Raw genomic sequence first — 23,132 nt, 5'->3', positions numbered from 1 at the left:
GTCGCTTGTCACGGGCTTGCCGGGCGCCTGTCATGACCGTTATGTGATACGGGCATGACACCGCCCGGGGTGCGGCGCTACCTTCGCAAAGTCGCCGTCGCCCCGCCCCCCTCGGAGGAATCCGTGAGCCCACCGCCCCCGCCCCGGAACGAGACCCGCACCGGCCTGCTGTGCGCTGTCGCCGCGTACACGATCTGGGGGCTCTTCCCTCTGTACTGGCCGCTGTTGGAGCCGACCGGGGCCGTCGAGATCCTGGCGCACCGCATGGTGTGGTCGCTCGCCGCCGTCCTGGTCGTGCTGACCGTCACCCGCCGCTGGAACTGGATACGCCCGCTGCTGCGGCAGCCGAAGCGGCTGGGGATGATCGCGCTGGGCGCGCTGTTCATCTCGGTGAACTGGGCCACGTACATCTGGGCCGTGAACGCCGGGCACGTCGTGGAGACGTCGATGGGGTACTTCATCAACCCCCTCGCCAGCATCGCCCTCGGCGTCCTCGTGCTGCGCGAGCGGCTGCGCGCGGTGCAGTGGACCGCGGTCGGCATCGGGGCGGCCGCCGTGGTCGTGCTGGCCGTCGGGTACGGCAAGCCGCCGTGGGTCGCGCTGACGCTGGCGGCGACGTTCAGTACGTACGGCCTGGTGAAGAAGAAGGTCGGGCTGGGCGGGCTGGAGTCGATGGCCGCCGAGACGGCCGTGCAGTTCCTGCCGGCGCTGGGTTTCCTGGTGTTCCTGGGGGCGCGCGGCGAGAGCACGTTCGCGGCCGCGGGCGCCGGGCACGCCGCGCTCCTGATGGGCACCGGCGCGATCACCGCACTGCCGCTCATCTGCTTCGGCATCGCGGCCGTGCGGCTGCCGCTGTCGGTGATGGGGATGCTCCAGTACCTCGCGCCCGTCTTCCAGTTCGGCCTGGGGCTGACCTACTTCCACGAGGCGATGCCGCCCGAGCGGTGGGCCGGCTTCGCACTGGTCTGGCTGGCGCTGGCGCTGCTGACCTGGGACGCGCTGCGTACGGCCCGGACCGCCCGGATGGAGCTGCGGGCGGCGCGGAGCAAGGCGGAGCAGGCAGAACAGGCGGAGCCGGCCGCGAATGTTCACACACAAAACACACTCGCCCCAGAGGCCCCAGAAGCAACAGCTCAGGGCCGGTAGGGCGCCGCCCGATATCCGGAAAGCGGTGTCCTGTGTCCGAAATCCGCCCTTGACGCTCTTTCGGGGCGGCCCCAACATCATGGCCACGTCAAATGGAGTTGGGAGCCCCCCATGCTTGAACTCACCGGACCAACCCTGCCCCGAAGAACCCGCGCCATGGCCCTCCTGGCCACCGGCGCGGCCCTCACCGCCACTCTGCTCGGTGTGGCCTCCGGCCCGGCCCTGGCGGCTCCCACCGCCGCCCAGGCCCCGGCCGGAGCCGCCGCCCCCGACATCTCCGTCGCCAACGTCAAGGCGCACCTCAACCAGCTCCAGTCGATAGCCACCGCCAACGGCGGCAACCGCGCGCACGGCCGCAGCGGCTACAAGGCGTCGCTCGACTATGTGAAGGGCAAGCTGGACGCCGCCGGATTCACCACCACCGTGCAGCAGTTCAGCTCCAGTGGTGCCACCGGCTACAACCTCATCGCCGACTGGCCCGGCGGCGACCTCAACCACGTGGTCTTCGCCGGCGCCCACCTCGACTCGGTGAGCGCGGGTCCGGGCATCAACGACAACGGCTCGGGCTCGGCCGGCATCCTGGAGACGGCCCTCACCGTGGCCCGCGAGGGCTACAAGCCCGGCAAGCACCTGCGGTTCGGCTGGTGGGGCGCGGAAGAGCTCGGCATGGTCGGCTCGAAGTACTACGTCAACAGCCTGCCGTCGACCGAGCGCGCCAAGATCGACGGCTACCTCAACTTCGACATGATCGGCTCGCCCAACCCGGGCTACTTCGTCTACGACGACGACAGCGCGATCGAGGGCGTCTTCAAGGGCTTCTTCGCCACCCGGAACATCGCCACCGAGATCGAGACCGAGGGCGACGGGCGCTCCGACCACGCGCCGTTCAAGAACGCGGGCATAGCCGTCGGCGGCCTCTTCAGCGGCGCGGACTACCGCAAGACCGCCGCGCAGGCGCAGAAGTGGGGCGGCACGGCGGGCCAGGCGTTCGACCGCTGCTACCACGCCTCCTGCGACACCTCGGCGAACATCGACGACAAGGCGCTCGACAACAACAGCGACGCCATCGCCCACTCGGTCTGGACGCTGAGCGGCGGCTCCACCACCCCGCCCGGCTCCTCCTTCGAGAACACCACCGACGTGCCGATCCCCGACGCCGGTGCGGCCGTCGAGTCACCGGTCAACGTCACCGGCGTCACCGGCAACGCGTCCTCCGCCCTGAAGGTCGCGGTCGACATCAAGCACACCTGGCGCGGTGACGTGGTCATCGACCTCGTCGGGCCGAGCGGGCGCGCGTACCGGCTGAAGGACTCCAGCGGCAACGACTCGGCGGACAACGTCATCGCCTCGTACACCGTCGACGCGTCGGGCGAGACGGCGAACGGGACGTGGAAGCTCCGCGTCCAGGACATCGCCGCGCAGGACACGGGCTACATCGACAGCTGGAAGCTGACCTTCTAGTCCGCCGGGCCCAACCGGCTGATCCGCCGGGGCTCAACCGGCTGGTTCCGCCCGGGCTGCCCGGACCCACCGGCCCGCCCGGACCGGCGGGCCACATGGACCACTCCGAGGGCACAACCCCGCAAGAGGGCTCGGGGGATCGACACGATCCCCCGAGCCCTCGATCCATGCCCGGCCCAGCGTGGCCCGCGGCCTGCTGTGCCCCGCTGCTCGCTGCTCGCTACGCCTTGATGTCCTTCGCCGTGAACCGCGCCCACGCCGCCGAGCCGAAGACGGCCGCGTAGAGCAGCTGGAGGCGGGCGTTGTCCAGGATCTGGTCCCAGTAGACCGGCTGTCGCAGCAGGTCCGCGAAGCTCAGCCAGTGGTGGGGGAAGAGATACGGCTGGACGGCGTGCAGCTGCGGGAACTGGTCGAGGATCTGGACCGTGATCAGCAGGCCCACCGTGGTGGCCATCGCCGCGATGCCGCTGGTGGTGAGCGTGGAGACGAACAGGCCCAGCGTCGCCACCCCCACCAGCGAGAGCGCCACCACGCCCGCGATCGCCAGCGCGCGCAGCAGCCCCTCGGCGAAGGACACGGTCGTCCCGCTGATCAGGGTGACCTCGCCGACCGGGAAGAGCAGCGCCCCGACGGCGAGCGCCGAGGCGGCGACGACGAGCGTGGCCACCAGGCAGAAGGCCAGCGTGGCGGTGTACTTGGCGAGCAGCAGCCGGGTGCGGCCGGCCGGGGCGACGAGGAGGTAGTGCAGGGTGCCCGCGCTCGCCTCGCCGGCTATCGCGTCGCCCGCGACGACGCCTATCGCCATCGGCAGGAAGAACGGCAGGGTCGCGGCCAGGGAGGTGAAGACCAGGAAGAGACCGTTGTTGGTGACCTGGCCGAGGAACGCCGGGCCGCCGCCGGATCCGCCCACGGTGCCGCCGCCGCTGGTCTCGATCTTCACGGCGATGCCGACGAGGACGGGGACGGCCGCGAGCACGCCGAGCAGCGCGATCGTGCGCCACCGGCGGAACACCGTGCCGATCTCGCTGCGGAAGAGCGAGAGCTGCCACAGCGGGTTCGGTGCCCTCGCCGCCGTGCCCGCCACCGGCTCAGCCCGCGACATCGAAGCCCTCCCCCGTGAGCGCCACGAACGCGTCCTCCAGCGAGGCCCGTTCCCTGCCGAAGGCCCGTACGCGCACGCCCGCCCCGACCAGCGCCGCGTTGAGGTCCGCGAGGTCGGGCGCGGTGGTGGCGGGCAGCTCGCCGGTGACGTGCTCGTCGACGACCACGAGATCGCTCACGCCGAGCTCCTTCAGGACGCGGACGGCGTCCGCGGTGTCGGGGGTGGTCACGGCCAGCCGGCCGCGGGTGGACGAGGCCAGTGAGGCGACCGTGCCCTGGGTGAGCAGCCGGCCCTGGGCCATGACGGCGGCGTGCGTGCACACCTGCTCGATCTCGTCCAGGAGGTGCGAGGAGAGGAAGACGGTGGCGCCGTCGGCCGCGAGCTCCCGGACGAGGGTGCGGATCTCGCGCATGCCCTGCGGGTCGAGGCCGTTGGTCGGCTCGTCCAGGACGAGCAGCTCCCGTGGCTGGAGCAGGGCCGCGGCCAGGCCCAGGCGCTGCTTCATGCCCAGGGAGTACGCGCGGGCCTTCTTGCCCGCGGCGGCGACCAGGCCCACCCGGTCCAGGGCCGCGTCGGCGCGGGCGGCCCTGGTGCGGGGGTCGGCCGTGGGGTCGGCGGCGTCGAAGCGGAGGAGGTTGTCGCGGCCGGTGAGGAAGCCGTAGAACGCGGGCCCTTCTATCAGCGCACCCACCTTGGGCAGGACGCGCCGCCCGGCGCGCGGCATCGGCTCGCCGAGCACCTCGGCAGTGCCCGAGGACGGCTCGATCAGCCCCATCAGCATCCGGATCGTCGTGGTCTTCCCCGAGCCGTTGGGCCCCAGGAAGCCGAAGACGCTGCCCCGCGGCACCACGAGGTCGAGCCCGTCCACGGCGAGCTGGCCACCGCGGTAGCGCTTGCTGAGCCCACGCGTGCGGATCGCGGCGGGCGGCTCCTCCACCGGTACCCCCTTCCGTTCATCCGGCCCGGCGCGGGCCCCGCCTCGCGGCGGGGGCGCGACGCCGGGCCGGGCCGGCTACTTCGCCGCCTTGATCAGCGCGTCCTTGGTGACCGCGCCGACGTATACCCTGCCGTCGTCCGTGATCAGGGCGTTGACCAGGCGGGTGGAGAAGAGGTGGCCCGAGCCGAAGGGGCCCGTCACCTTGCTGCCGAACTTCTCCATCAGGCCGCCCGCGGGGGCGCTCTTGCCCGCGCTGCCGCCCTTGCCGGCGGCCTCGGCGCCCTGCGGCGCCTTGAACTCGGCGATCGAGGTCCAGCTCTTGCCGATCACGTTCATCCCCGAGAGGCCGGACATGCCGGGCAGCTCGCCGGGCGTACCCGGGCGCGCGCCCTTGTGCTCCGCGCCGTCCTTGAAGAAGCCCTTGTCGTCCTCGGTGACCTTGGCGCCCTTCGGCGGCGTGAAGTCGAAGGTGCCCGCGCTCGGCCTGGAGAAGTCGACCTTGGTGAAGGCCGCGTCCACGATGGCCTTGCCGCCGGTCCGGGGAGCGAGGGTGAACTTCAGCGGCGTACCGGTCTTGGCGTCGACCGCGATGCGGACCGCGCCGATCGTCGACTCGGCCGCCTTCGGCTTGATGGCCAGCTGGTAGGCGTCGCGGCCGGCCACCTTGGCCGTGCCGTCGACCGTGACGGAGGTCGAGTCGTCCACGGCGGCGAGGGCCTTCTTCGCCAGCTCCTGCGGCGAGGCGCCGCGCAGCTCCTCGGGGGCCGCCCGGTGCCCGGGACCGGCCTTCTCCCGCGGGACGGTGGAGTGGTGGACGGTGTTGCTGCCGCTGTCGTACGCCCACGCCTGGTCGCCGTTGCGGATCAGGCTGTACTCCGCGGCGCGCTCGACGACCGACAGCCGCTGCTTGTCGGGGCCGTCGACGGCGAACCGCAGCGTGTGCGTACCCGAGGCGAGCTCGGTGAGCTTCTGCTGCGGGGAGACGTCCGAGCCGCCCTGCTTGCCGCCCTTGCCGCCCTCGGCCGCGCCACCGAGCGAGATGCCCGACGGCAGCGAGGGCAGCCCCAGGTCGGTGGATATCTTCACCGAGCCGGACATCTGCTGCACGTCCGACTTGGCGGCCTTGGCGATGAGCTCTTCCGCGCTGATCTTCGGCAGATCGGGGTCACCGCTGCTCGCGAGCGCCGAGGTGATGCCGATCGTGGCCGCCGCGATCCCGGCGACCGCGACGGGCACGGCATAGCGGACGGCTTTGCGGCGGCTTCGGGTGTCCGGTGCGTCCGGTGCGGGCCGGCCGCTCTCCGCGGTGCCCTGGGTCGGTTCATTCGGTGCCATGTGGTCTACCTCCGTCGTCGCGGCGGTCATCACGTGCCCTGCACTCGCCCACCCCCCGGGCCTCATTGTGGCCCGGCCGCTCGGCGGTGGAACGGGGAACCGGAGGTTTTCCCCGGTTCATGACGCTCTCGATTCCACCAAAAGGCACCCCGTCCGGTCATCAGCCGACGGGATCAAGTACGCGTACCTCTGGGGTATGACGTCCCCTAAGGGGCCGTCACCCACATGGGTGATCGCGAGGGGGGCCGGCTCAGCCGGCCCGGTGCACCACCGCGTCGCAGAGGTTCTCCAGCGCGGCCTTCGCGAAGCAGTCGGGCAGCGGGGCCAGGATCGCCCGCGCCTCCTGGGCGTAGCGGACGGTGTCGCGCCGCGCCTGCTCCAGGGCGGGGTGGGCGCGCAGCCGGCGCAGCACCTCGGCGTGCAGGGTGTCGTCGGTGAGGTCGCCGTCGAGCAGCTCGCACAGCTGGAGGTCGTCGGCGGAGCCGGTGGCCGCGGCCTGGGCGCGCAGGTGCAGGACGGGCAGGGTGGGGATGCCCTCGCGCAGGTCGGTGCCGGGCGTCTTGCCGGACTCGTGGGAGTCGCTGGCGATGTCCAGGACGTCGTCGGCGAGCTGGAAGGCGGTGCCGAGCCGCTCGCCGTAGTGGGTGAGGATGTCGATCGTGCGCTCGTCGGCGCCGGACATCATCGCGCCGTACCGCCCGGAGACGGCGATCAGCGAGCCGGTCTTGCCGGCGATCACGTCGAGGTAGTGCTCGATGGGGTCGCGGCCGTCGCGCGGGCCGGCCGTCTCCAGGATCTGGCCGGTCACCAGGCGCTCGAACGCCTCCGCCTGGATGCGGACGGCCTCCGGCCCGAGGTCGGCGAGGATGTGCGAGGCGCGGGAGAAGAGGAAGTCGCCGGTGAGGACCGCGACGGAGTTGCCCCAGCGGGCGTTGGCGCTGTCCACGCCGCGCCGGACCTCGGCCTCGTCCATGACGTCGTCGTGGTAGAGCGTGGCCAGGTGGGTCAGCTCGACCACGACGGCCGAGGGCACCACGCCCGGTGCGTACGGGTCGCCGAACTGCGCGGCGAGCATCACCAGCAGCGGGCGGAACCGCTTGCCGCCGGCCCGTACCAGGTGCTGGGCGGCCTCGGTGATGAAGGGCACATCGCTCTTGGTGGCCTCCAGGAGGCCCTCCTCGACAGCGGCCAAACCGGCCTGGACATCGGCTTCAAGAGCCTGGTCCCGCACGCTCAGCCCGAAAGGCCCGACGACGGTCACGAGGGGTACTCCTGTCTGCCTGCGAACACGGGGTTTGCCGATGTGTCGCTGTCTCCACCGAAAGTCAGCGTATCCGGTCGGCTGTCGATCACCGTGGGCGCCTGCCCTTTCGATGGCTCTTCGCCGTGGCCGCCCGGGGCTTGCCCCGGCTGGCCCCGGGTGCCCCGGGGAGCGGTTCCGACACGTTCGTCGGTGCGGGGTCGACTGCGTCGGGCGGCGGTGTGTGGTGTGCGCGGTGCGCACGCGCGGTCGCGGTGGGGGCGGTGCGACGACGGCGGGTTGGCCGCCGGGCGCCCTGACGGCCGGTTGGCCATCACCGGCCTCCGCGGGCTCGGCACCGCCGGACCGCCGTGCGGCGGGCAGGCGCCGTTGCGGCGGGACGGTGTCCCGGCACGCGGTCGACCACCGTGGGCCTCGGCCGCCGGACCACCACGCGGTGCGCACGCGGCGTCGCGGCGGGAACGATGGCCGACGGCCGGTTGGCCATCACCGGCCTCCGCGGGCTCGGCACCGCCGGACCACCACGCGGTGCGCACGCACCGTCGCAGCGGGAACCAGGGCCCAACGGCCGGTTGACCACCACCGGCCCCCGGCTCGGCACCGCCGAACCACCACGCGGTGCACAAGCGCCGTGGCGGCGGAACAGTGGCCCGGCAATCGGTCGACCATCGTGGGCCTCGGCCGCCGGACCACCACGCGGCGGACACGCGCCGTTGCGGCGGGACAGTGTCCCGGCAAATCGGTCGATCACCGTGGGCTCCCACCCGCCTCGGCATCACCGGGCCCCCAAGGGTGGTACGCGCCGTCGTGGCGGAGACGGCGCCCCGACGGCCGGTTGACCACCACCAGCTCCCGCCGACTCGGCACCGCCGGACCACCACGCGGCGGACACGCGCCGTTGCGGCGGGACAGTGTCCCGGCAAATCGGTCGACCACCGTGGACTCCCACCCGCCTCGGCATCGCCGGGCCCCCACGCGGTGGCACGCGCCGTCGTGGCGGAGACGGCGCCCCGACGGCCGGTTGACCACCACCGGCCCCGCCGGCTCGCCCCGCCGGACCACCACGCGGTTCGCACACGCCGTCGCGGCGGGACAGTGTCCCGGCAACCGATCGACCACCGTGCACTCGCGCCCGCCTCGCCATCGCCGGACCGCCCCACAGAGGCGTCCGCCCCCCGCAGGGGCCAGGGCAGAGGGTCCGCACACGCGGCCCCCCGCCCCGCGACAGCGGCCCCGCGGCCCAGCGGCCCCGCGGTCCCCCGGCCTACAGCGCCTCCACCGCCCGTGCCAGCCGCGGCGAGGCGTACTCCGTGCCGCAGACGAACCGCATCACCGGCCCGTAGCTGGCCACCGACGGCAGGCCCGTGAAGAAGAGGCCGTGCACCGACGAGCGGTATCCGGGGCCCAGCCGGGGGCCGCCCGCCGCGGCCGCCAGGCGGGTGCGCAGGCCGTGGCCGAGGAAGTCCATGGCCGCCAGGTCCACGCGGTAACCGGTCGCCGCGAGGACGTGGTCGGCGGCGAGCTCGCCCTCCGTGGTGCCGCTCGCGTCGGCGAGGGTGAGCACCGGACGGCCCTCGTCCACCCGCGCCCCCGCGATCCGCTTGCCCTCGGAGACCTGGACCCGGCCGATGAACCGCTCGCGCAGCCACCACGCGCCCAGCGGCCCCAGCACCCGCTGGACGAGGAACGCGCGCGTGGGCGCCGGAAGATGGCGGAAGGCGTCCGCGTAATAGGAGAAGGCGTACAGCGACCAGGCCCGCCCGAAGGGGGTGTCGGGCTTGAACGGCGACTGCCCGTCCGGCGCCGCCCCGAAGCGGACCGCACCGCGCCGCCGCGCGACCACCCGTACCGACGCGGCCCCGGCGTCCGCCAGCAGCACGGCGCTCTCCAGCGCCGACTGTCCCGCGCCGATGATGACGACGTCCTTGCCCGCGAACCGCGACAGGTCGCGGTGCTGCGAGCTGTGCGAGACGGGGCCGCTCACCGAGGGCCCGTCGGGAACGGCGGCGGCCAGTTCCGCGGGCAGCCGGGCGAGTCCGCTGAGCCCGGTGGCCACGATCACCGCGCGGGCGGTGAACTGTTCGCCGGAGTCCAGCTTCAGGTCGAAGCCCTTGGCGCGGCGGTCCACCGAGACCACCCGCACCTGTTCGAGCTCGGGCACCAGGCGCTCCTGGAACCACTGCCCGTACCGGGCGAAGGTCTCGACCGGGATGGTGTCCCAGTCCGATTCGTAGCGCCGCTCCCCGGTCTGCCGGCAGAAGTCGAGGAGGGTGTGGCCCGGCTGGGGGGCGTCGATGTTGGAGGCGACGGGTGTGGATTTCAGGAGCATTCCTGCGGGCATGTGCTCACGCCAGCTCACCATCGGCGAACCGAAGACGCGGGTGCTCACACCACGCGCCCGCAGGTGAGCTGCGGTCGACAGGCCGTACGGACCGGCCCCGATGATCACGACGGGAAGTGTCACGAGTCCCCTCCCAGGGCGTTACTCGGTACTCGTTACTCGACGACGGCAGCGGCGCGCCGGGAGCGCCACAGCTGCCAGAGGTGCCGCACGCCCGGCCGCACGAACCGGGCGAGCATGGTGAAGAAGGGTTTGAGGTCGTCCCGTGCGAACCAGGCCAGCTCCGTGCCACTTGCGCGCGCGGGCGCGTGGGGGGTCGTATAGCCGCTGCGGCGGTAGGCGGCGAGGGCGGGCAGGTCGATGTTCTCCACGACGAAGCGGCGTCCGCTCAGCTGCTCGCCCTCGGGCACCTCGCGCCCGGTGAGGTCCAGGTGCTGGGCCCGGACGACATCGACGCCCGCACCGCTCTCGAAGAGGCGGAACTGCGCGCCCATCCGGGGGTTGAAGTCCAGCAGTTTGTAGCGGCCGTCCCGCCGGTCGAAGCGCCAGTCGAGGTCGACGATGCCGCTGAAACCGATCTGTTTGATGAATTGGGCCGACATGTCCGCCAGTTCGGGGTTGTCGACGATGTAGGCATGGGCCGTCATGCCCGCGTGGGGCGGCCAGGAGCGGACCTTGACCCCGGTGAACAGCGCCAGCGGCGTGCTCTGGGCGTCGAAGTAGGCGTGCACGATCCAGTCCTCGGCGTGCTCGCGCGGCAGGTACTCCTGGAGGATCACACCGGGCTCCGGCCCCCAGCCGCGCGCCAGGGCGAGCAGTTCGCGGGGACCTCCTATGCGGGTCGTGCCGTGCACGGCGGGCTTGCGGCGCCGTTCGAACGCCTCCCGGTTCTTGGCGACCACGGGGAAGCGGGCCCGCGCCGCGTACTCCTCGATCTCGGCGTACGAACCGGGGAAGAGGGCGTGCGGGGAGGGCACCCCGTGCTCCACACACAGCTCGTGCAGCCCCTGCTTGCTCGCCAGCCTCCTGGGCAGCTCGCGCTCCACGGGCGGAAAGAGGAAGCTGCCGGTCAGCGCCTGCGCGTGCTCGGCGATCAGCACCGCCGCCTCTTCGTCGGTGGGCACCAGAACGGCGGGGCGGCCGATCCGCTCGCCGATCCGCAGCAGGCCCTCGACCAGCTCCTCGGCCCGCTCGGTGCCCGTGGTGCGCCAGACGAACCGGCCCCGCAGATAGCGGGAGACGGCGGCGGGGGTCCAGTGGTCCTCGGTGATGGCGTACATCGGGACGCCGAGTCTGCCGAGGCTGCGGATGGCACCGACGCCACCGTGGTGGAGGGGGTAGTCGCCGATCTTCACCATGAGCCCTGGAACGGAACGGTCCGCCGCAATGGGCGTGCTCCTGCTCGCCACCAGCATCCCCCTCGGCCACTCAGCCGCAGCGGCCCCCCCACTGTGCGTGACCCGACTAAGGACGCTACTTCGAAATCGCCGCCGCCAGCAAGGAGTTACCGGGCATTGCTAGCTCTTTAGTGAGCGGTCGGACAGCGGTTCGGAGAGGCTGCGCGCACCCGTTCGGAAAGGGTGCGCGGGCGGGCCACTGCGGACCGGCGCGCGCGGGCGGAGCCCCCGCCGAAGCCGCTCCCCTGCCACCCCTTGCCCGGCGGCCACCAGCACGTAATGTGGGCGCCGGACCCCTCCGGGGGTCAGCAGGCTTCCAGGAGAGAGCGAGGCGCGTTCCCCATGCCCCAGCAGAGCCCCCGCGAGCTGCCCGAAGGCGATCCCTTCGGCGCGGAGACCCTCCCGTACGGCGTCTTCACCACCCCCGACGCCCCGGCGCACCGCCGGATCGGCGTCCGCTACGGCGCGTACGTACTCGACGCGGCCGCCGCGGCCGCCGCGCACGGCTCCGCGCACGCCGAGCTGCTGGCCGCGCCGTCGCTCGACCCCCTGCTGGCCGCGGGCCGCGCCACGTGGCGGGCGGTACGCGCGGAGGTCCGCACCTGGCTGGCGGACGGGCGGTTCCACGCGCTGGAGGACGTGACGCTGCACCTGCCGTTCGAGGTCGCCGACTACGTCGACTTCTACGCCAGCGAGCACCACGCCACCAACGTCGGACGGATCTTCCGCCCGAACGGCGAGCCGCTCACCCCGAACTGGAAACACCTGCCCATCGGTTACCACGGCCGCGCCGGCACGGTCGTGGTCTCCGGCACCGACGTCGTGCGCCCCAACGGCCAGCGCAAGGCCCCCGCCGACGACGCCCCCACCTTCGGGCCCTCGCAGCGGCTGGACATCGAGGCCGAGGTCGGCTTCGTCGTGGGCACCCCTTCCGCCTCACCCGTCTCCCTGGGCGACTTCCGTGAGCACGTCTTCGGCGTCTGCCTCGTCAACGACTGGTCGGCGCGCGACATCCAGGCGTGGGAGTACGTGCCGCTCGGCCCCTTCCTCGGCAAGTCCTTCGCGACGTCCGTCTCCGCGTGGATCACTCCGCTCGACGCCTTCGACGAGGCCCGCACCACCCCGCCGGAGCGCACCCACCCCCTGCTGCCGTATCTGGACGACTCCGGGGCCGAGCCCGGCGCGATCGACCTGCGCATCGAGGTGTCCGTCAACGGCGAGACCATCTCCCGGCCTCCGTTCGCCGCCATGTACTGGACGGCCGCGCAGCAGCTCGCCCACATGACCGTCAACGGCGCCACGCTGCGCACCGGCGACCTCTTCGCCTCCGGTACGGTCAGCGGTCCCGAGCCCGACCAGCTCGGCTGCCTGCTGGAACTCACCGCCGGCAAGGGCCCCTACCTCGCGGACGGCGACGAGGTGACGCTCACCGCCTGGGCCCCCGGCCCCGGTGGCTCCCGCATCGGCCTGGGCGAGGTCACCGGCCGCATCCTGCCCGCGGTCGGCACCGCCGCGCCATGACCGTCGACGGCTCCGGCCTCACGCTCCCGGAGGAGCTGCTGCTGCTCTCCTTCGACCCCGCCTCCGGCCGGAAGCTGTGCACCCTCGGCGCCCTGGGGTACGGCGTGGCCGGGGCCGTCCTGGCCGAACTGCGGCTGATGGGGCGCATAGCCGAGCACTACGGGCGCCCGGTGGTGCTCGACCCCCGGCCCCCGGGGGATCCGCTGCTGGCCATGGCGACGGCGAGCCTGCCCGCGGCCGGGACGCGCGGCCCCAAGACGCACCGCTGGGTGCGCACCGCGGCCCGGCACGTGGACGAGCTCTGGCTGGTCCGGCTGGTGGAGCGGCGGGCGCTGCGCGCGGAGGCCCACCGGTTCCTGGGCGTATTCCCCCATCTCCGTTATCCCGTGGGCCCGCAGGACCGGACCACGGCCGCCCGGCAGCGCTTCGAGGCGGCACGGCTGGCCGGCTTCCCCGACCCGCGCTCCCGCGCCCTGGCCGCCCTGGTGTCCGCCACCGGCGTCGCCGGGAAGCTGTACCCGGGCTGGGACTGGCGGCACGAGCGCAAGGCCCTACGGCGCCTCGTGCGGCTGGACTGGGCCGCCCAGGCAGTGCGTCTCAACGTGCAGCGCGACCAGAGCGGTGGCGGCGACGGTGGCGGTGGCAGTGCCAGTGACGGCGGTGGTGACAGCGGGGGCGGTGGCGACGGCGGGGGCGGCGGCGGGGGCGATTGAGCCCCGCCGGGACGGTGGGTCGGGCTGCCAATTTGTCGTGTCCAGATCATCCACGGAGGAGCGAGCGCACGTGCGCAAGGCAGTACAGATCACGGGGGCGGCGCTCATCGCCGCTGTGCTGATGACCGGTTGCGGCAGCGAGAGCGGCGGCGACAAGAAGGACGAGGCCACGCCCGCGGCGGACGCCCCGAAGCAGACGCCGGGCGACGCCCCGGCCAAGGACCCCGCGAAGGGCCCGAACACCTCGGCCGCCGCCCTCGCGGGCGCCTGGTCGAAGGGCAAGCTCGCGGACAAGAGCATGCGCATCCTGTCCTTCTCCGGCAACGCCGCGGCGCTCAACGCCATGACGTACGCCTGCGCGGGCAAGGTCGTCGACAACGCCCAGCCGGTCACCCTCACGTTCAATTGCAAGAACGGCAACACCGAGTACGCCCAGGGCACCGTCAAGAGCGTGAACGCCAACTCCCTGACGATCGCCTGGGCGTCCGGCAAGGAGGACACCTTCAGCAAGTCCGTCGACGAGGCGGGCAAGCCGAACGGCCTCCCGGCCAAGCCGAGCCTCTGACCTACACGCGGGCGGCGCCCCCCGGCCCCACCGGCCCGTACCCGGGGCCGGGAACGCCGCCCGCCTCGGCCGCCTCAGCGGATGAACGTGCCCGCCTGCCCCGCCAGGTCCAGGAAGTACTGCGGGGCCACCCCGAGGACGAGGGTGACCGCGACCCCGACGGCGATGGTCGTGGAGGTGAGCACGCTGGGCACCGCCACGGTCGGCCCGTCGGCCTTCGGCTCGCTGAAGAACATCAGCACGATCACCCGGATGTAGAAGAACGCGGCGATCGCCGACGACAGTACGCCGACGATGACCAGCGGCGCCGCCCCGGCCTGCGCCGCCGCCTTGAAGACGGCGAACTTGCCCGCGAAGCCGCTCGTGAGCGGGATGCCCGCGAAGGCCAGCAGGAACACCGCGAAGACCGCGGCCACGAGCGGCGAACGCCGCCCGAGCCCCGCCCACTTCGACAGGTGCGTCGCCTCGCCGCCCGCGTCGCGCACCAGCGTCACCACCGCGAACGCGCCGAGTGTGACGAAGGAGTACGCCGCCAGGTAGAACAGCACCGAGGAGACACCGTCGGGGCTGACGGCGATGACGCCGGCGAGGATGAATCCGGCGTGGGCGATGGAGGAGTAGGCCAGGAGCCGCTTCACGTCGGTCTGGGTGACGGCCACGACCGCGCCCACCAGCATCGTGATGATCGCGACGCCCCACATCACCGGCCGCCAGTCCCAGCGCAGGCCGGGCAGGACCACATACAGCAGCCGGAGCAGGGCGCCGAAGCCGGCGACCTTCGTGGCGGCGGCCATGAAGCCGGTGACGGGTGTGGGCGCGCCCTGGTAGACGTCGGGCGTCCACATGTGGAAGGGCACCGCGCCGACCTTGAAGAGCAGGCCCATCAGCACCAGGGCGCCGCCGATGAGCAGCAGCGCGTCATTGCCGGTCGTGGAGGCGAGGGCGGGGTCGACGGTCCGGGTGGTGCCGTCGATCACCTCGGCGATGCCGGAGTACGTGACCGTGCCCGCGTAGCCGTACAGCAGCGCCACCCCGAAGAGCAGGAACGCCGAGGAGAAGGCGCCGAGCAGGAAGTACTTGACCGCCGACTCCTGCGACATCAGGCGCTGGCGACGGGCCAGGGCGCACAGTACGTACAGCGGGAGGGAGAACACCTCCAGGGCGACGAACAGCGTCAGCAGGTCGTTCGCGGCGGGGAAGACGAGCATGCCGCCGACCGCGAAGAGCACCAGCGGGAACACCTCGGTGGTGGTGAAGCCCGCCTTGACCGCCGCCTGCTCCGACTCACCGCCCGGCACGGCGGCGCCCTGCGCCGCGAAGGAGTCCACCGGCCTGCCGTGCGCCGCCGGGTCCAGGCGCCGCTCGGCGAAGGTGAACACGGCGATCAGCGAGGCGAGGAGAATGGTGCCCTGGAGGAAGAGGGCGGGCCCGTCGACGGCGACGGCGCCCATCGCGGCGACGCGCGCCTTGTCCGTGCCGTAGCCCCCTGCGGCCAGGGCGACGACGGCGGCGAAGGCGGCGATCAGGCCGACGGCGGTCACCAGCAGTTGTGCGGGGTAGCGGGTGCGCCGGGGGAGGAAGGCTTCCACCAGTATTCCCACGACCGCCGCGCCGAGCACGATCAGCGTCGGTGACAGCTGGGCGTACTCGATATGAGGCGCGGGGATCTTCTGCGGCGCGTCGGCCGACATCGTCCACAGGCTGTGGACGAATGCTGCGTGGCTCACTTCGCGGCCTCCACATCGTTCACGGGAACAGCGGGCTTGGGGTCGACCTTGTCCACCTGCGACATCGTGTGTCCGACCGCGGGATCGATGATCTCGGTGAGGGGCTTGGGATAGACGCCGAGGAAGAGCAGCAGGGCGATCAGCGGGGCGACGACGACCAGTTCGCGCGCCTTCAGGTCGGTCATGCCGCGCACGCCCTCCTTCACCGGGCCGGTCATGGTGCGCTGGTAGAGCACCAGGACGTACAGCGCGGCGAGCACGATCCCGGCCGTGGCGACGACGCCGGCCGCCGGATAGCGGCTGAACGCGCCGACCAGGACGAGGAATTCGGAGACGAACGGCGCGAGCCCCGGCAGCGAGAGGGTGGCCAGACCGCCGACCAGGAACGTCCCGGCGAGCACGGGGGCGACCTTCTGGACGCCCCCGTAGTCCGCGATGAGCCGCGAGCCCCGGCGCGAGATCAGGAAGCCGGCGACGAGCATCAGCGCCGCCGTGGAGATGCCGTGGTTGACCATGTAGAGCGTCGCGCCGCCCTGGCCCTGGGTGGTCATCACGAAGATGCCCAGGACGATGAAGCCGAAGTGCGAGATCGAGGCGTAGGCGACCAGGCGCTTGATGTCGCGCTGGCCGACCGCGAGCAGGGCGCCGTAGAGGATGCTGACGAGCGCGAGCACCACGATCACCGGGGTCGCCCACTTCGACGCCTCCGGGAAGAGCTGGAGGCAGAAGCGGAGCATCGCGAAGGTGCCGACCTTGTCGACCACCGCGGTGATCAGGACGGCGACGGGCGCGGTGGCCTCGCCCATGGCGTTGGGCAGCCAGGTGTGCAGCGGCCACAGCGGGGCCTTCACCGCGAAGGCGAAGAAGAAGCCGAGGAACAGGGCCCGTTCGGTGGTGGTGGCGAAGTCCAGCCTGCCGTCCGCGCGCGCCCGGACGATCTCCTGGAGCGAGAAGGTCCCGGAGCCGAGCTGGTCGGCGGTGACGGCGTACAGCCCGATGACCGCGGCCAGCATGATCAGGCCGCCGGCGAGGTTGTAGAGGAGGAACTTCACCGCGGCGTAGCTGCGCTGGGCCGCCGCCTCCTCCTCGGTCCGGTCTCCCGCGCGGTCGCCGAAGCCGCCGATGAGGAAGTACATCGGGATGAGCATGGCTTCGAAGAAGATGTAGAAGACGAAGACGTCGGTGGCCTCGAAGGAGAGCACCACCATCGCCTCGACCATGAGGATCAGCGCGAAGAAGCCCTGGGTGGGCCGCCAGCGGCGGTTGGCCCGGCCGTCGGGCCCGGTTTCCAGAGGATCGGCGTCATGCCAGCCGGCCAGGATGATGAAGGGGATCAGGAGCGCGGTCAGGGCGATCAGCACCACCGCGATGCCGTCCACGCCGAGTTCGTAGCGGACGCCGAAGTCCGCGATCCAGGCGTGGGACTCGGTGAGCTGGAACGACTTCTTGGCGTCCGGGTCGAACCGCACCAGCTGTGCGGCCGCCAGGACGAGGGTGACGAGCGAGAAGCCGAGCGCGAGCCACTTCGCCGCCGTGCGCCGCGCGGCCGGGACGGCGGCGGTGGCGATCGCGCCGGCCGCGGGGACCGCGGCCGTGACCGTCAGCAGGGGAAAAGACATGTTCAGACCGCCCTCATCAGCAGGGTCGCGGCGATGAGCACGGCCGCGCCGGCGAACATCGAGACCGCGTACGAGCGCGCGTAGCCGTTCTGGAGCTTGCGCATCCGGCCCGACAGGCCGCCGACGGAGGCGGCGGTGCCGTTGACGACCCCGTCGACCAGGGTGTGGTCGACGTAGACCAGGCTGCGGGTGAGGTGCTCCCCGCCGCGGACCAGCACGATGTGGTTGAAGTCGTCCTGGAGCAGGTCCCGCCGGGCGGCCCGGGTGAGCAGCGAGCCGCGTGGCGCCGTCACGGGGACGGGCCGGCGCCCGTACTGGAACCAGGCCAGCGTCACGCCGATGACGAGCACCACCATGGTGGCGGCGGTGACGGTCGCGGCGCTGACGGGCGAGTCGCCGTGCGCGTGGCCGGTGACGGGCTCCAGCCACTTCAGGAAGGTGTCGTTGACGCTGAAGAGACCACCGGCGAAGACGGAGCCGACGGCCAGGATCACCATGGGGATCGTCATCGTCCGCGGCGACTCGTGCGGGTGCGGCATCGCGCCCTCGCCGCGCGTCTCGGCGGCCGGCTCGGCGCTGGGCTCGTCCGGTGACGGCGCGGGCCGCCACCGCTCCTCGCCGAAGAAGGTCAGGATCATCACGCGCGTCATGTAGTACGCGGTGATGGCCGCGCCCAGCAGGGCCGTGCCGCCGAGGATCCAGCCCTCGGTGCCGCCCTTGGCGAAGGCGGCTTCGATGATCCTGTCCTTGGAGAAGAAGCCGGACAGACCCGGGAAGCCGATGATGGCGAGGTAGCCGAGGCCGAAGGTGACGAAGGTGACCGGCATGTACTTCCGCAGGCCGCCGTAGCGCCGCATGTCGACCTCGTCGTTCATGCCGTGCATGACGGAGCCGGCGCCGAGGAAGAGACCCGCCTTGAAGAAGCCGTGGGTCACCAGGTGCATGATCGCGAAGACATACCCGATGGGCCCCAGGCCCGCGGCGAGGATCATGTAGCCGATCTGGGACATCGTCGAGCCCGCCAGGGCCTTCTTGATGTCGTCCTTCGCGCAACCGACGATCGCACCGAAGAGCAGCGTGACCGCGCCCACCGTGACGACCGCGGTCTGCGCGTCGGGCGCGGCGTTGAAGATCGCCCCGGAGCGGGTGATCAGATAGACGCCGGCGGTCACCATCGTGGCCGCGTGGATCAGGGCCGAGACGGGGGTCGGGCCCTCCATGGCGTCGCCGAGCCAGGACTGGAGCGGCACCTGGGCGGACTTGCCGCAGGCGGCGAGCAGCAGCATCAGCCCGATCGCCGTCAGCTTGCCCTCGCCCGCCTCGGTGGCGCGGTCGAGGACGGGCCCGAAGGCGAAGGTGCCGAACGTGGTGAACATCAGCATGATCGCGATCGACAGGCCCACGTCGCCGACGCGGTTGACGATGAACGCCTTCTTCGCGGCGGTCGCCGCGCTCGGCTTGTGCTGCCAGAAGCCGATGAGCAGGTACGACGCCAGACCGACGCCCTCCCAGCCGACGTACAGCAGCAGGTAGTTGTCGGCGACGACGAGCAGCAGCATCGCGGCGAGGAAGAGGTTGAGGTAGCCGAAGAAGCGCCGCCGCCGCTCGTCGTGCTCCATATAGCCGACCGAGTAGAGGTGGATCAGCGTGCCGACGCCCGTGATCAGCAGGACGAAGGTCATCGACAGCTGGTCGAGCCGGAAGCCCACGTCCGCGCGGAAGCCGCCGACCGGGACCCAGCTGAAGACCGTGGTCCCCAGGGTCCGGTCCTCGGCGCCGCGGCCGAGCATGCCGGCGAAGAGCACGACGCCGACGGCGAAGGACGCGGCCGCCAGCAGCGTGCCGATCCAGTGGCCCGCGCGGTCCAGCCGCCGCCCGCCGCACAGCAGCACGGCGGCGCCCAGCAGCGGTGCCGCGACGAGCAATCCGATGAGGTTCTCCACGTCACCGTCCCCTTACAGCTTCAGCAGGTTCGCGTCGTCGACCGAGGCCGAGTGGCGGGAGCGGAAGATCGTCACGATGATGGCGAGCCCGATGACGACCTCGGCGGCGGCGACCACCATCGTGAAGAACGCGATGATCTGGCCGTCCAGATTGCCGTGCAGCCGGGAGAAGGTGACGAACGCCAGATTGCAGGCGTTCAGCATCAGCTCGACGCACATGAAGACGACGATGGCGTTCCGCCGGATGAGCACCCCGGCCGCGCCGATGACGAACAACAGCGAGGCGAGGTAGAGGTAGTTGACCGGGTTCACTTGGTGACCCCCTTGGAGTCCTCGCTGCGGCCGTGCTCCAGCCATTTCTGCGAGCGCTGTTCGAGCGCGGCCAGCTCGTCGAGCGCGTCGGCCGACACGTCGCGGATCTGACCGCGGGCGCGCAGCGTCGGATTGACGGTGAGCTCGGAGGCCGTGCCGTCGGGCAGCAGGCCGGGGACGTCGACGGCGTTGTGCCGGGCGTAGACGCCGGGCGCGGGCAGCGGCGGCACCTGCTTGCCGGCCCGTACGCGCGCCTCCGCGAGCTCGCGCTGGGTGGCGGCCCGCTCGGTGCGCTCCCGGTGGGTGAGGACCATGGCCCCGACGGCGGCGGTGATCAGCAGGGCGCCGGTGATCTCGAAGGCGAAGACGTACTTGGTGAAGATGAGGGCCGCGAGCCCTTCGACATTGCCGCCGGCGTTCGCCCGGCCCAGGCCGTTGAAGTCCTTCAGGGAGGCGTTGGCGATGCCGGTGATCAGCAGGATGCCGAAGCCCAGCACGCAGAGCGCGGCGAGCCAGCGCTGGCCCCGGATGGTCTCCTTGAGGGAGTCGGCGGCGGTGACGCCGACCAGCATGACGACGAAGAGGAAGAGCATCATGATCGCGCCGGTGTAGACGACGATCTGGACGACGCCGAGGAAGTACGCGCCGTTGGCGAGGTAGAAGACCGCCAGGACGATCATGGTGGCGGCGAGGGAGAGGGCGCTGTGGACGGCCTTCCTCATCAGGATCGTGGACAGTGCGCCGAGCACGGCGACGGTCCCCAGCAGCCAGAACTGCACCGCCTCACCGGTGGAGGTGGCCGAGGCGGCGGCGGCGACGTTCATGCGTCCGCCCCTTCCTCCGCCGCGGCCGGGGAACCCGCCGGGGGCGGTGATTCGCCCTTGGAGACGGCCACTTGCCGGACGGTCCCCGGCGCGGCCTCCGTCACCAGGCCCCGGTAGTAGTCCTTCTCGGTCATGCCGGGGAAGATGGCGTGCGGGGTGTCGACCATGCGCTCCTCCAGCCCCGCGAGCAGCTCTTCCTTGGTGTAGATGAGCGATTCGCGGCTGGTGTCGGCCAGTTCGTACTCATTGGTCATCGTCAGTGCCCGGGTCGGGCACGCCTCCACGCACAGGCCGCACAGGATGCAGCGGAGGTAGTTGATCTGATAGACGCGGCCGTAGCGCTCGCCCGGCGAATAGCGCTCCTCCGGGGTGTTGTCGGCGCCCTCGACATAGATGGCGTCCGCCGGGCAGGCCCAGGCGCACAGCTCGCAGCCGATGCACTTCTCCAGGCCGTCCGGATGCCGGTTGAGCTGGTGGCGGCCATGGAAGCGCGGCGCCGTGGGCTTCTTCTCCTCCGGGTACTGCTCGGTCAGCCGCTTCTTGAACATGGCCATGAAGGTCACGCCGAAGCCGGCCACGGGGTTCTGGAAGTCAGGCACCGTCAGCCCCCTCCTTTCCGTTTCGGGGACCGTCACTGACAGTATCCGCACCGCCACTGACAATGAGCTCGCGATCATGGTGGCGCGACCGGCGCCGCGGCACCGGTGGCAGCGTCTGGCCGGGCAGCGGCGGCACCGGGAAGCCGCCCGCCATCGGGTCGAACTCCCGCTCCGGGGCCGGGCCCTCCGGCTCCTCGCCGCGGCCGCGGAAGATGTCGGCCACGAAGGAGAGCAGCAGGACCGCCACCACGCCACCGCCCACGTACAGCACGATCTGCTGGAAGTCGTAATGCTCGTTCCGCAGCGCGCGCACGGTGGCCACGAGCATCAGCCAGACCATCGACACCGGGATGAGTACCTTCCACCCCAGCTTCATGAACTGGTCGTAGCGCAGCCGCGGCAGCGTGCCGCGCAGCCAGATGAAGAAGAACAGCAGCAGCTGGAGCTTGACGACGAACCACAGCAGCGGCCACCAGCCGTGGTTCGCGCCCTCCCAGAACGCCGACACCGGGTACGGGGCCCGCCAGCCGCCCAGGAACAGCGTCACCGCCACCGCCGAGACGGTGATCATGTTGACGTACTCGGCCAGCATGAACATCGCGAACTTGATCGAGGAGTACTCGGTGTTGAAGCCGCCGACCAGGTCGCCCTCGGACTCCGGCAGGTCGAACGGCGCCCGGTTGGTCTCCCCGACCATCGCGACGATGTAGATGATGAAGGAGACCGGCAGCAGCAGCACGTACCAGCGGTCGTGCTGCGCCTCGACGATCGCCGAGGTCGACATCGACCCGGAGTAGAGGAAGACGGCGGCGAAGGAGACGCCCATCGCGATCTCGTACGAGATCATCTGCGCGCACGAGCGCAGGCCGCCGAGCAGCGGATAGGTCGAGCCGGAGGACCAGCCCGCCAGGACGATGCCGTAGATGCCGATCGACGCCGTGGCCAGGATGTAGAGCACGCCGATCGGCAGGTCGGTGAGCTGCATCGTCGTGCGGTGGCCGAAGACGGAGATCTCGTTGCCGGCCGGGCCGAAGGGGATCACGGCGATCGCCATGAACGCCGGGATGGCCGCGACGACCGGGGCGAGCAGGTAGACCGCCTTGTCCGCCCGCTTGACGATCACGTCTTCCTTGAGCATCAGCTTGATGCCGTCCGCGAGGGACTGGAGCATGCCCCAGGGGCCGTGCCGGTTGGGGCCGATGCGCAGCTGCATCCACGCCACGACCTTGCGCTCCCAGACGATCGAGAACAGCACGGTCACCATGACGAACGCGAAGCAGAAGACGGCCTTGACGACGACCAGCCACCACGGGTCCCGCCCGAACACGGACAGGTCCGCTGCCAAGGGATAAGCGTTCACGACCGCGCCTCCGGTGTCTCGGTTCCGGTGCCCCGACCGGCGTCCGCGCCGATCCGTACGAGCTCGCCCGGCCGCGCCCCGGTGGCACCGGTGACGCCCTCGCCCACGGAGTTCAGCGGCAGCCACACCACCCGGTCCGGCATCGCGGTGATCCGCAGCGGCAGCCGTACGGTGCCGGCCGGGCCGGTCACGGCCAGCGGCTCGCCGTCGCGCACCCCCGCCTCCGCCGCGGTGGCCGCGGAGAGCCGGGCGACCGCGGCGTGCCGGGTGCCGGTCAGCGCCTCGTCGCCCTCCTGCAGCCGGCCCCGGTCGAGCAGCAGCCGGTGCCCCGCGAGCACGGCCTCACCCGCGGCGGGCGACGGCACCGCTTGTACGGTCTCGGCGGGACCGGCCGCGTGCGGGCCGCTCCAGGAGCCGAGCCGGGCCATCTCCGCCCGTACGGCGTCGGTGTCCGGCAGCGCGAGGGACACGTCCATCGCGTCGGCCAGCATGTGCAGCACCCGTGCGTCCGGGGGTACATGGCGGCGGGGCAGCTGGTCGGGTTTGACCGCGACGTCGAACGGCCGGGCTCGGCCCTCCCAGTTGAGGAAGGTGCCCGCCTTCTCGGCGACGGCCGCGACCGGCAGCACCACGTCCGCCCGGTCCGTCACCTCCCCGGGCCGCTGCTCCAGGCTGACCAGGAAGCCGACGGCGTCGAGCGCGGCACGCGCGCGTGCCGGGTCCGGCAGGTCCACGAGCTCCACGCCGCCCACCACCAGGGCGCCCAGCTCGCCGGTGGCCGCGGCCTCGACGATCTGGCCGGTGTCCCGGCCGGGGCTGCGCGGCAGTTCGGCGACGCCCCAGGCGGCCGCGGTCTCCTCCCGCGCGCGCGGGTCGGTGGCGGGCCGGCCGCCGGGCAGCAGCCCCGGCAGGGCACCCGCCTCGATCGCGCCCCGCTCGCCCGCCCGGCGCGGGATCCACACCAGGGCC

19 protein-coding genes are annotated in these 23,132 nt (G+C 72.0%); 5 read left to right on the top strand and 14 right to left on the bottom strand.

What is annotated here, in order from left to right:
* The first annotated feature begins 54 nt into the window (after positions 1-54).
* Positions 55-1,146, top strand: a complete 1,092-nt coding sequence (rarD, locus tag J7E86_RS11320; protein ID WP_215081456.1) for an EamA family transporter RarD — start codon at positions 55-57, stop codon at positions 1,144-1,146.
* 156 nt (positions 1,147-1,302) lie between these two features.
* Positions 1,303-2,607: a M28 family metallopeptidase gene (locus tag J7E86_RS11315; RefSeq protein ID WP_251018985.1), complete on the top strand. Its 1,305-nt coding sequence runs from the start codon at positions 1,303-1,305 to the stop codon at positions 2,605-2,607.
* Positions 2,608-2,827: 220 nt separating this feature from the next.
* Here J7E86_RS11315 and J7E86_RS11310 read toward each other — a convergent pair whose 3' ends face one another.
* The 6 genes from J7E86_RS11310 to J7E86_RS11285 all read right to left on the bottom strand — a co-directional run bounded on the left by J7E86_RS11310 (position 2,828) and on the right by J7E86_RS11285 (position 10,941).
* On the bottom strand, positions 2,828-3,709 hold the full coding sequence (locus tag J7E86_RS11310; protein ID WP_215081454.1) for an ABC transporter permease: 882 nt from the start codon (positions 3,707-3,709) through the stop codon (positions 2,828-2,830).
* On the bottom strand, positions 3,696-4,646 hold the full coding sequence (locus J7E86_RS11305) for an ABC transporter ATP-binding protein (protein ID WP_215081453.1): 951 nt from the start codon (positions 4,644-4,646) through the stop codon (positions 3,696-3,698). Before J7E86_RS11305 ends, J7E86_RS11310 begins: the two co-directional genes overlap by 14 nt.
* 75 nt (positions 4,647-4,721) lie before the next feature.
* The gene (locus tag J7E86_RS11300; RefSeq protein WP_215081452.1) at positions 4,722-5,981 is read right to left on the bottom strand and encodes a DUF2092 domain-containing protein; all 1,260 of its coding nucleotides are present in this window, start codon (positions 5,979-5,981) and stop codon (positions 4,722-4,724) included.
* Positions 5,982-6,231: 250 nt separating this feature from the next.
* Positions 6,232-7,242 (bottom strand): polyprenyl synthetase family protein, encoded by a 1,011-nt coding sequence (locus J7E86_RS11295; protein ID WP_215081451.1) that lies wholly within the window; start codon positions 7,240-7,242, stop codon positions 6,232-6,234.
* 1,264 nt (positions 7,243-8,506) lie between these two features.
* Complete coding sequence (locus J7E86_RS11290; RefSeq protein WP_215081450.1) at positions 8,507-9,706, bottom strand: FAD-dependent oxidoreductase; 1,200 nt, start codon at positions 9,704-9,706, stop codon at positions 8,507-8,509.
* A 32-nt stretch (positions 9,707-9,738) separates the two neighbouring features.
* Positions 9,739-10,941: an ATP-grasp domain-containing protein gene (locus tag J7E86_RS11285; protein ID WP_251018977.1), complete on the bottom strand. Its 1,203-nt coding sequence runs from the start codon at positions 10,939-10,941 to the stop codon at positions 9,739-9,741.
* Positions 10,942-11,322: 381 nt separating this feature from the next.
* On the opposite strand from J7E86_RS11285, the gene fahA reads away from it, so the two are divergent.
* The 3 genes from fahA (at position 11,323) to J7E86_RS11270 (ending at position 13,779) form a co-directional block, all read left to right on the top strand.
* Positions 11,323-12,501 carry a fumarylacetoacetase gene (gene fahA, locus J7E86_RS11280; protein ID WP_215081448.1) on the top strand — a complete coding sequence of 393 codons (1,179 nt, stop codon included), beginning with the start codon at positions 11,323-11,325 and terminating at the stop codon, positions 12,499-12,501.
* The gene (locus J7E86_RS11275) at positions 12,498-13,214 is read left to right on the top strand and encodes a GPP34 family phosphoprotein (RefSeq protein ID WP_215081447.1); all 717 of its coding nucleotides are present in this window, start codon (positions 12,498-12,500) and stop codon (positions 13,212-13,214) included. The genes fahA and J7E86_RS11275 overlap by 4 nt, the downstream gene beginning before the upstream one ends.
* Before the next feature lie 70 nt (positions 13,215-13,284).
* Positions 13,285-13,779 (top strand): hypothetical protein, encoded by a 495-nt coding sequence (locus J7E86_RS11270; protein WP_215081446.1) that lies wholly within the window; start codon positions 13,285-13,287, stop codon positions 13,777-13,779.
* Between the two features lie 74 nt (positions 13,780-13,853).
* On the opposite strand, the gene nuoN is transcribed toward J7E86_RS11270, so the two are convergent.
* The 8 genes from nuoN to J7E86_RS11230 form a co-directional block, all read right to left on the bottom strand.
* The gene (gene nuoN / locus J7E86_RS11265; protein WP_215081445.1) at positions 13,854-15,506 is read right to left on the bottom strand and encodes an NADH-quinone oxidoreductase subunit NuoN; all 1,653 of its coding nucleotides are present in this window, start codon (positions 15,504-15,506) and stop codon (positions 13,854-13,856) included.
* Positions 15,503-17,125: an NADH-quinone oxidoreductase subunit M gene (locus J7E86_RS11260; RefSeq protein WP_215081444.1), complete on the bottom strand. Its 1,623-nt coding sequence runs from the start codon at positions 17,123-17,125 to the stop codon at positions 15,503-15,505. The genes nuoN and J7E86_RS11260 overlap by 4 nt, the downstream gene beginning before the upstream one ends.
* Before the next feature lie 2 nt (positions 17,126-17,127).
* The gene (gene nuoL, locus J7E86_RS11255) at positions 17,128-19,068 is read right to left on the bottom strand and encodes an NADH-quinone oxidoreductase subunit L (protein WP_215081443.1); all 1,941 of its coding nucleotides are present in this window, start codon (positions 19,066-19,068) and stop codon (positions 17,128-17,130) included.
* Positions 19,069-19,080: 12 nt separating this feature from the next.
* Complete coding sequence (nuoK, locus tag J7E86_RS11250) at positions 19,081-19,380, bottom strand: NADH-quinone oxidoreductase subunit NuoK (RefSeq protein WP_215081442.1); 300 nt, start codon at positions 19,378-19,380, stop codon at positions 19,081-19,083.
* Complete coding sequence (locus J7E86_RS11245) at positions 19,377-20,204, bottom strand: NADH-quinone oxidoreductase subunit J (protein ID WP_215081441.1); 828 nt, start codon at positions 20,202-20,204, stop codon at positions 19,377-19,379. The genes nuoK and J7E86_RS11245 overlap by 4 nt, the downstream gene beginning before the upstream one ends.
* Entirely contained in the window at positions 20,201-20,803 is a 603-nt protein-coding gene (gene nuoI, locus J7E86_RS11240) for an NADH-quinone oxidoreductase subunit NuoI (protein WP_308312556.1), read from the bottom strand. Before nuoI ends, J7E86_RS11245 begins: the two co-directional genes overlap by 4 nt.
* A complete protein-coding gene (gene nuoH, locus J7E86_RS11235) occupies positions 20,796-22,163 on the bottom strand; it encodes an NADH-quinone oxidoreductase subunit NuoH (RefSeq protein ID WP_215081440.1) in 1,368 nt (455 codons plus the stop codon). The genes nuoI and nuoH overlap by 8 nt, the downstream gene beginning before the upstream one ends.
* On the bottom strand, positions 22,160-23,132 hold a 973-nt coding region (locus tag J7E86_RS11230), incomplete at its 5' end, for a molybdopterin-dependent oxidoreductase (RefSeq protein WP_215081439.1). The genes J7E86_RS11230 and nuoH, both read right to left, overlap by 4 nt.

This window comes from Streptomyces sp. ISL-11, assembly GCF_018614525.1.
GTDB lineage: Bacteria > Actinomycetota > Actinomycetes > Streptomycetales > Streptomycetaceae > Streptomyces.
The sequence above is the reverse complement of the archived record's forward strand: the minus strand, read 5'-3'. Positions and strand labels throughout refer to the sequence as shown.

Bases quoted from the DNA above. Each gene is read 5' to 3' on its own strand.
- rarD (WP_215081456.1), top strand. From the start codon at position 55: ATGACACCGCCCGGGGTGCGGCGCTACCTTCGCAAAGTCGCCGTCGCC.
- J7E86_RS11315 (WP_251018985.1), top strand. From the start codon at position 1,303: ATGGCCCTCCTGGCCACCGGCGCGGCCCTCACCGCCACTCTGCTCGGT.
- J7E86_RS11310 (WP_215081454.1), bottom strand. From the start codon at position 3,709: ATGTCGCGGGCTGAGCCGGTGGCGGGCACGGCGGCGAGGGCACCGAAC.
- J7E86_RS11300 (WP_215081452.1), bottom strand. From the start codon at position 5,981: ATGGCACCGAATGAACCGACCCAGGGCACCGCGGAGAGCGGCCGGCCC.
- J7E86_RS11285 (WP_251018977.1), bottom strand. From the start codon at position 10,941: ATGGTGAAGATCGGCGACTACCCCCTCCACCACGGTGGCGTCGGTGCC.
- fahA (WP_215081448.1), top strand. From the start codon at position 11,323: ATGCCCCAGCAGAGCCCCCGCGAGCTGCCCGAAGGCGATCCCTTCGGC.
- J7E86_RS11275 (WP_215081447.1), top strand. From the start codon at position 12,498: ATGACCGTCGACGGCTCCGGCCTCACGCTCCCGGAGGAGCTGCTGCTG.
- J7E86_RS11260 (WP_215081444.1), bottom strand. From the start codon at position 17,125: ATGTCTTTTCCCCTGCTGACGGTCACGGCCGCGGTCCCCGCGGCCGGC.
- J7E86_RS11245 (WP_215081441.1), bottom strand. From the start codon at position 20,204: ATGAACGTCGCCGCCGCCGCCTCGGCCACCTCCACCGGTGAGGCGGTG.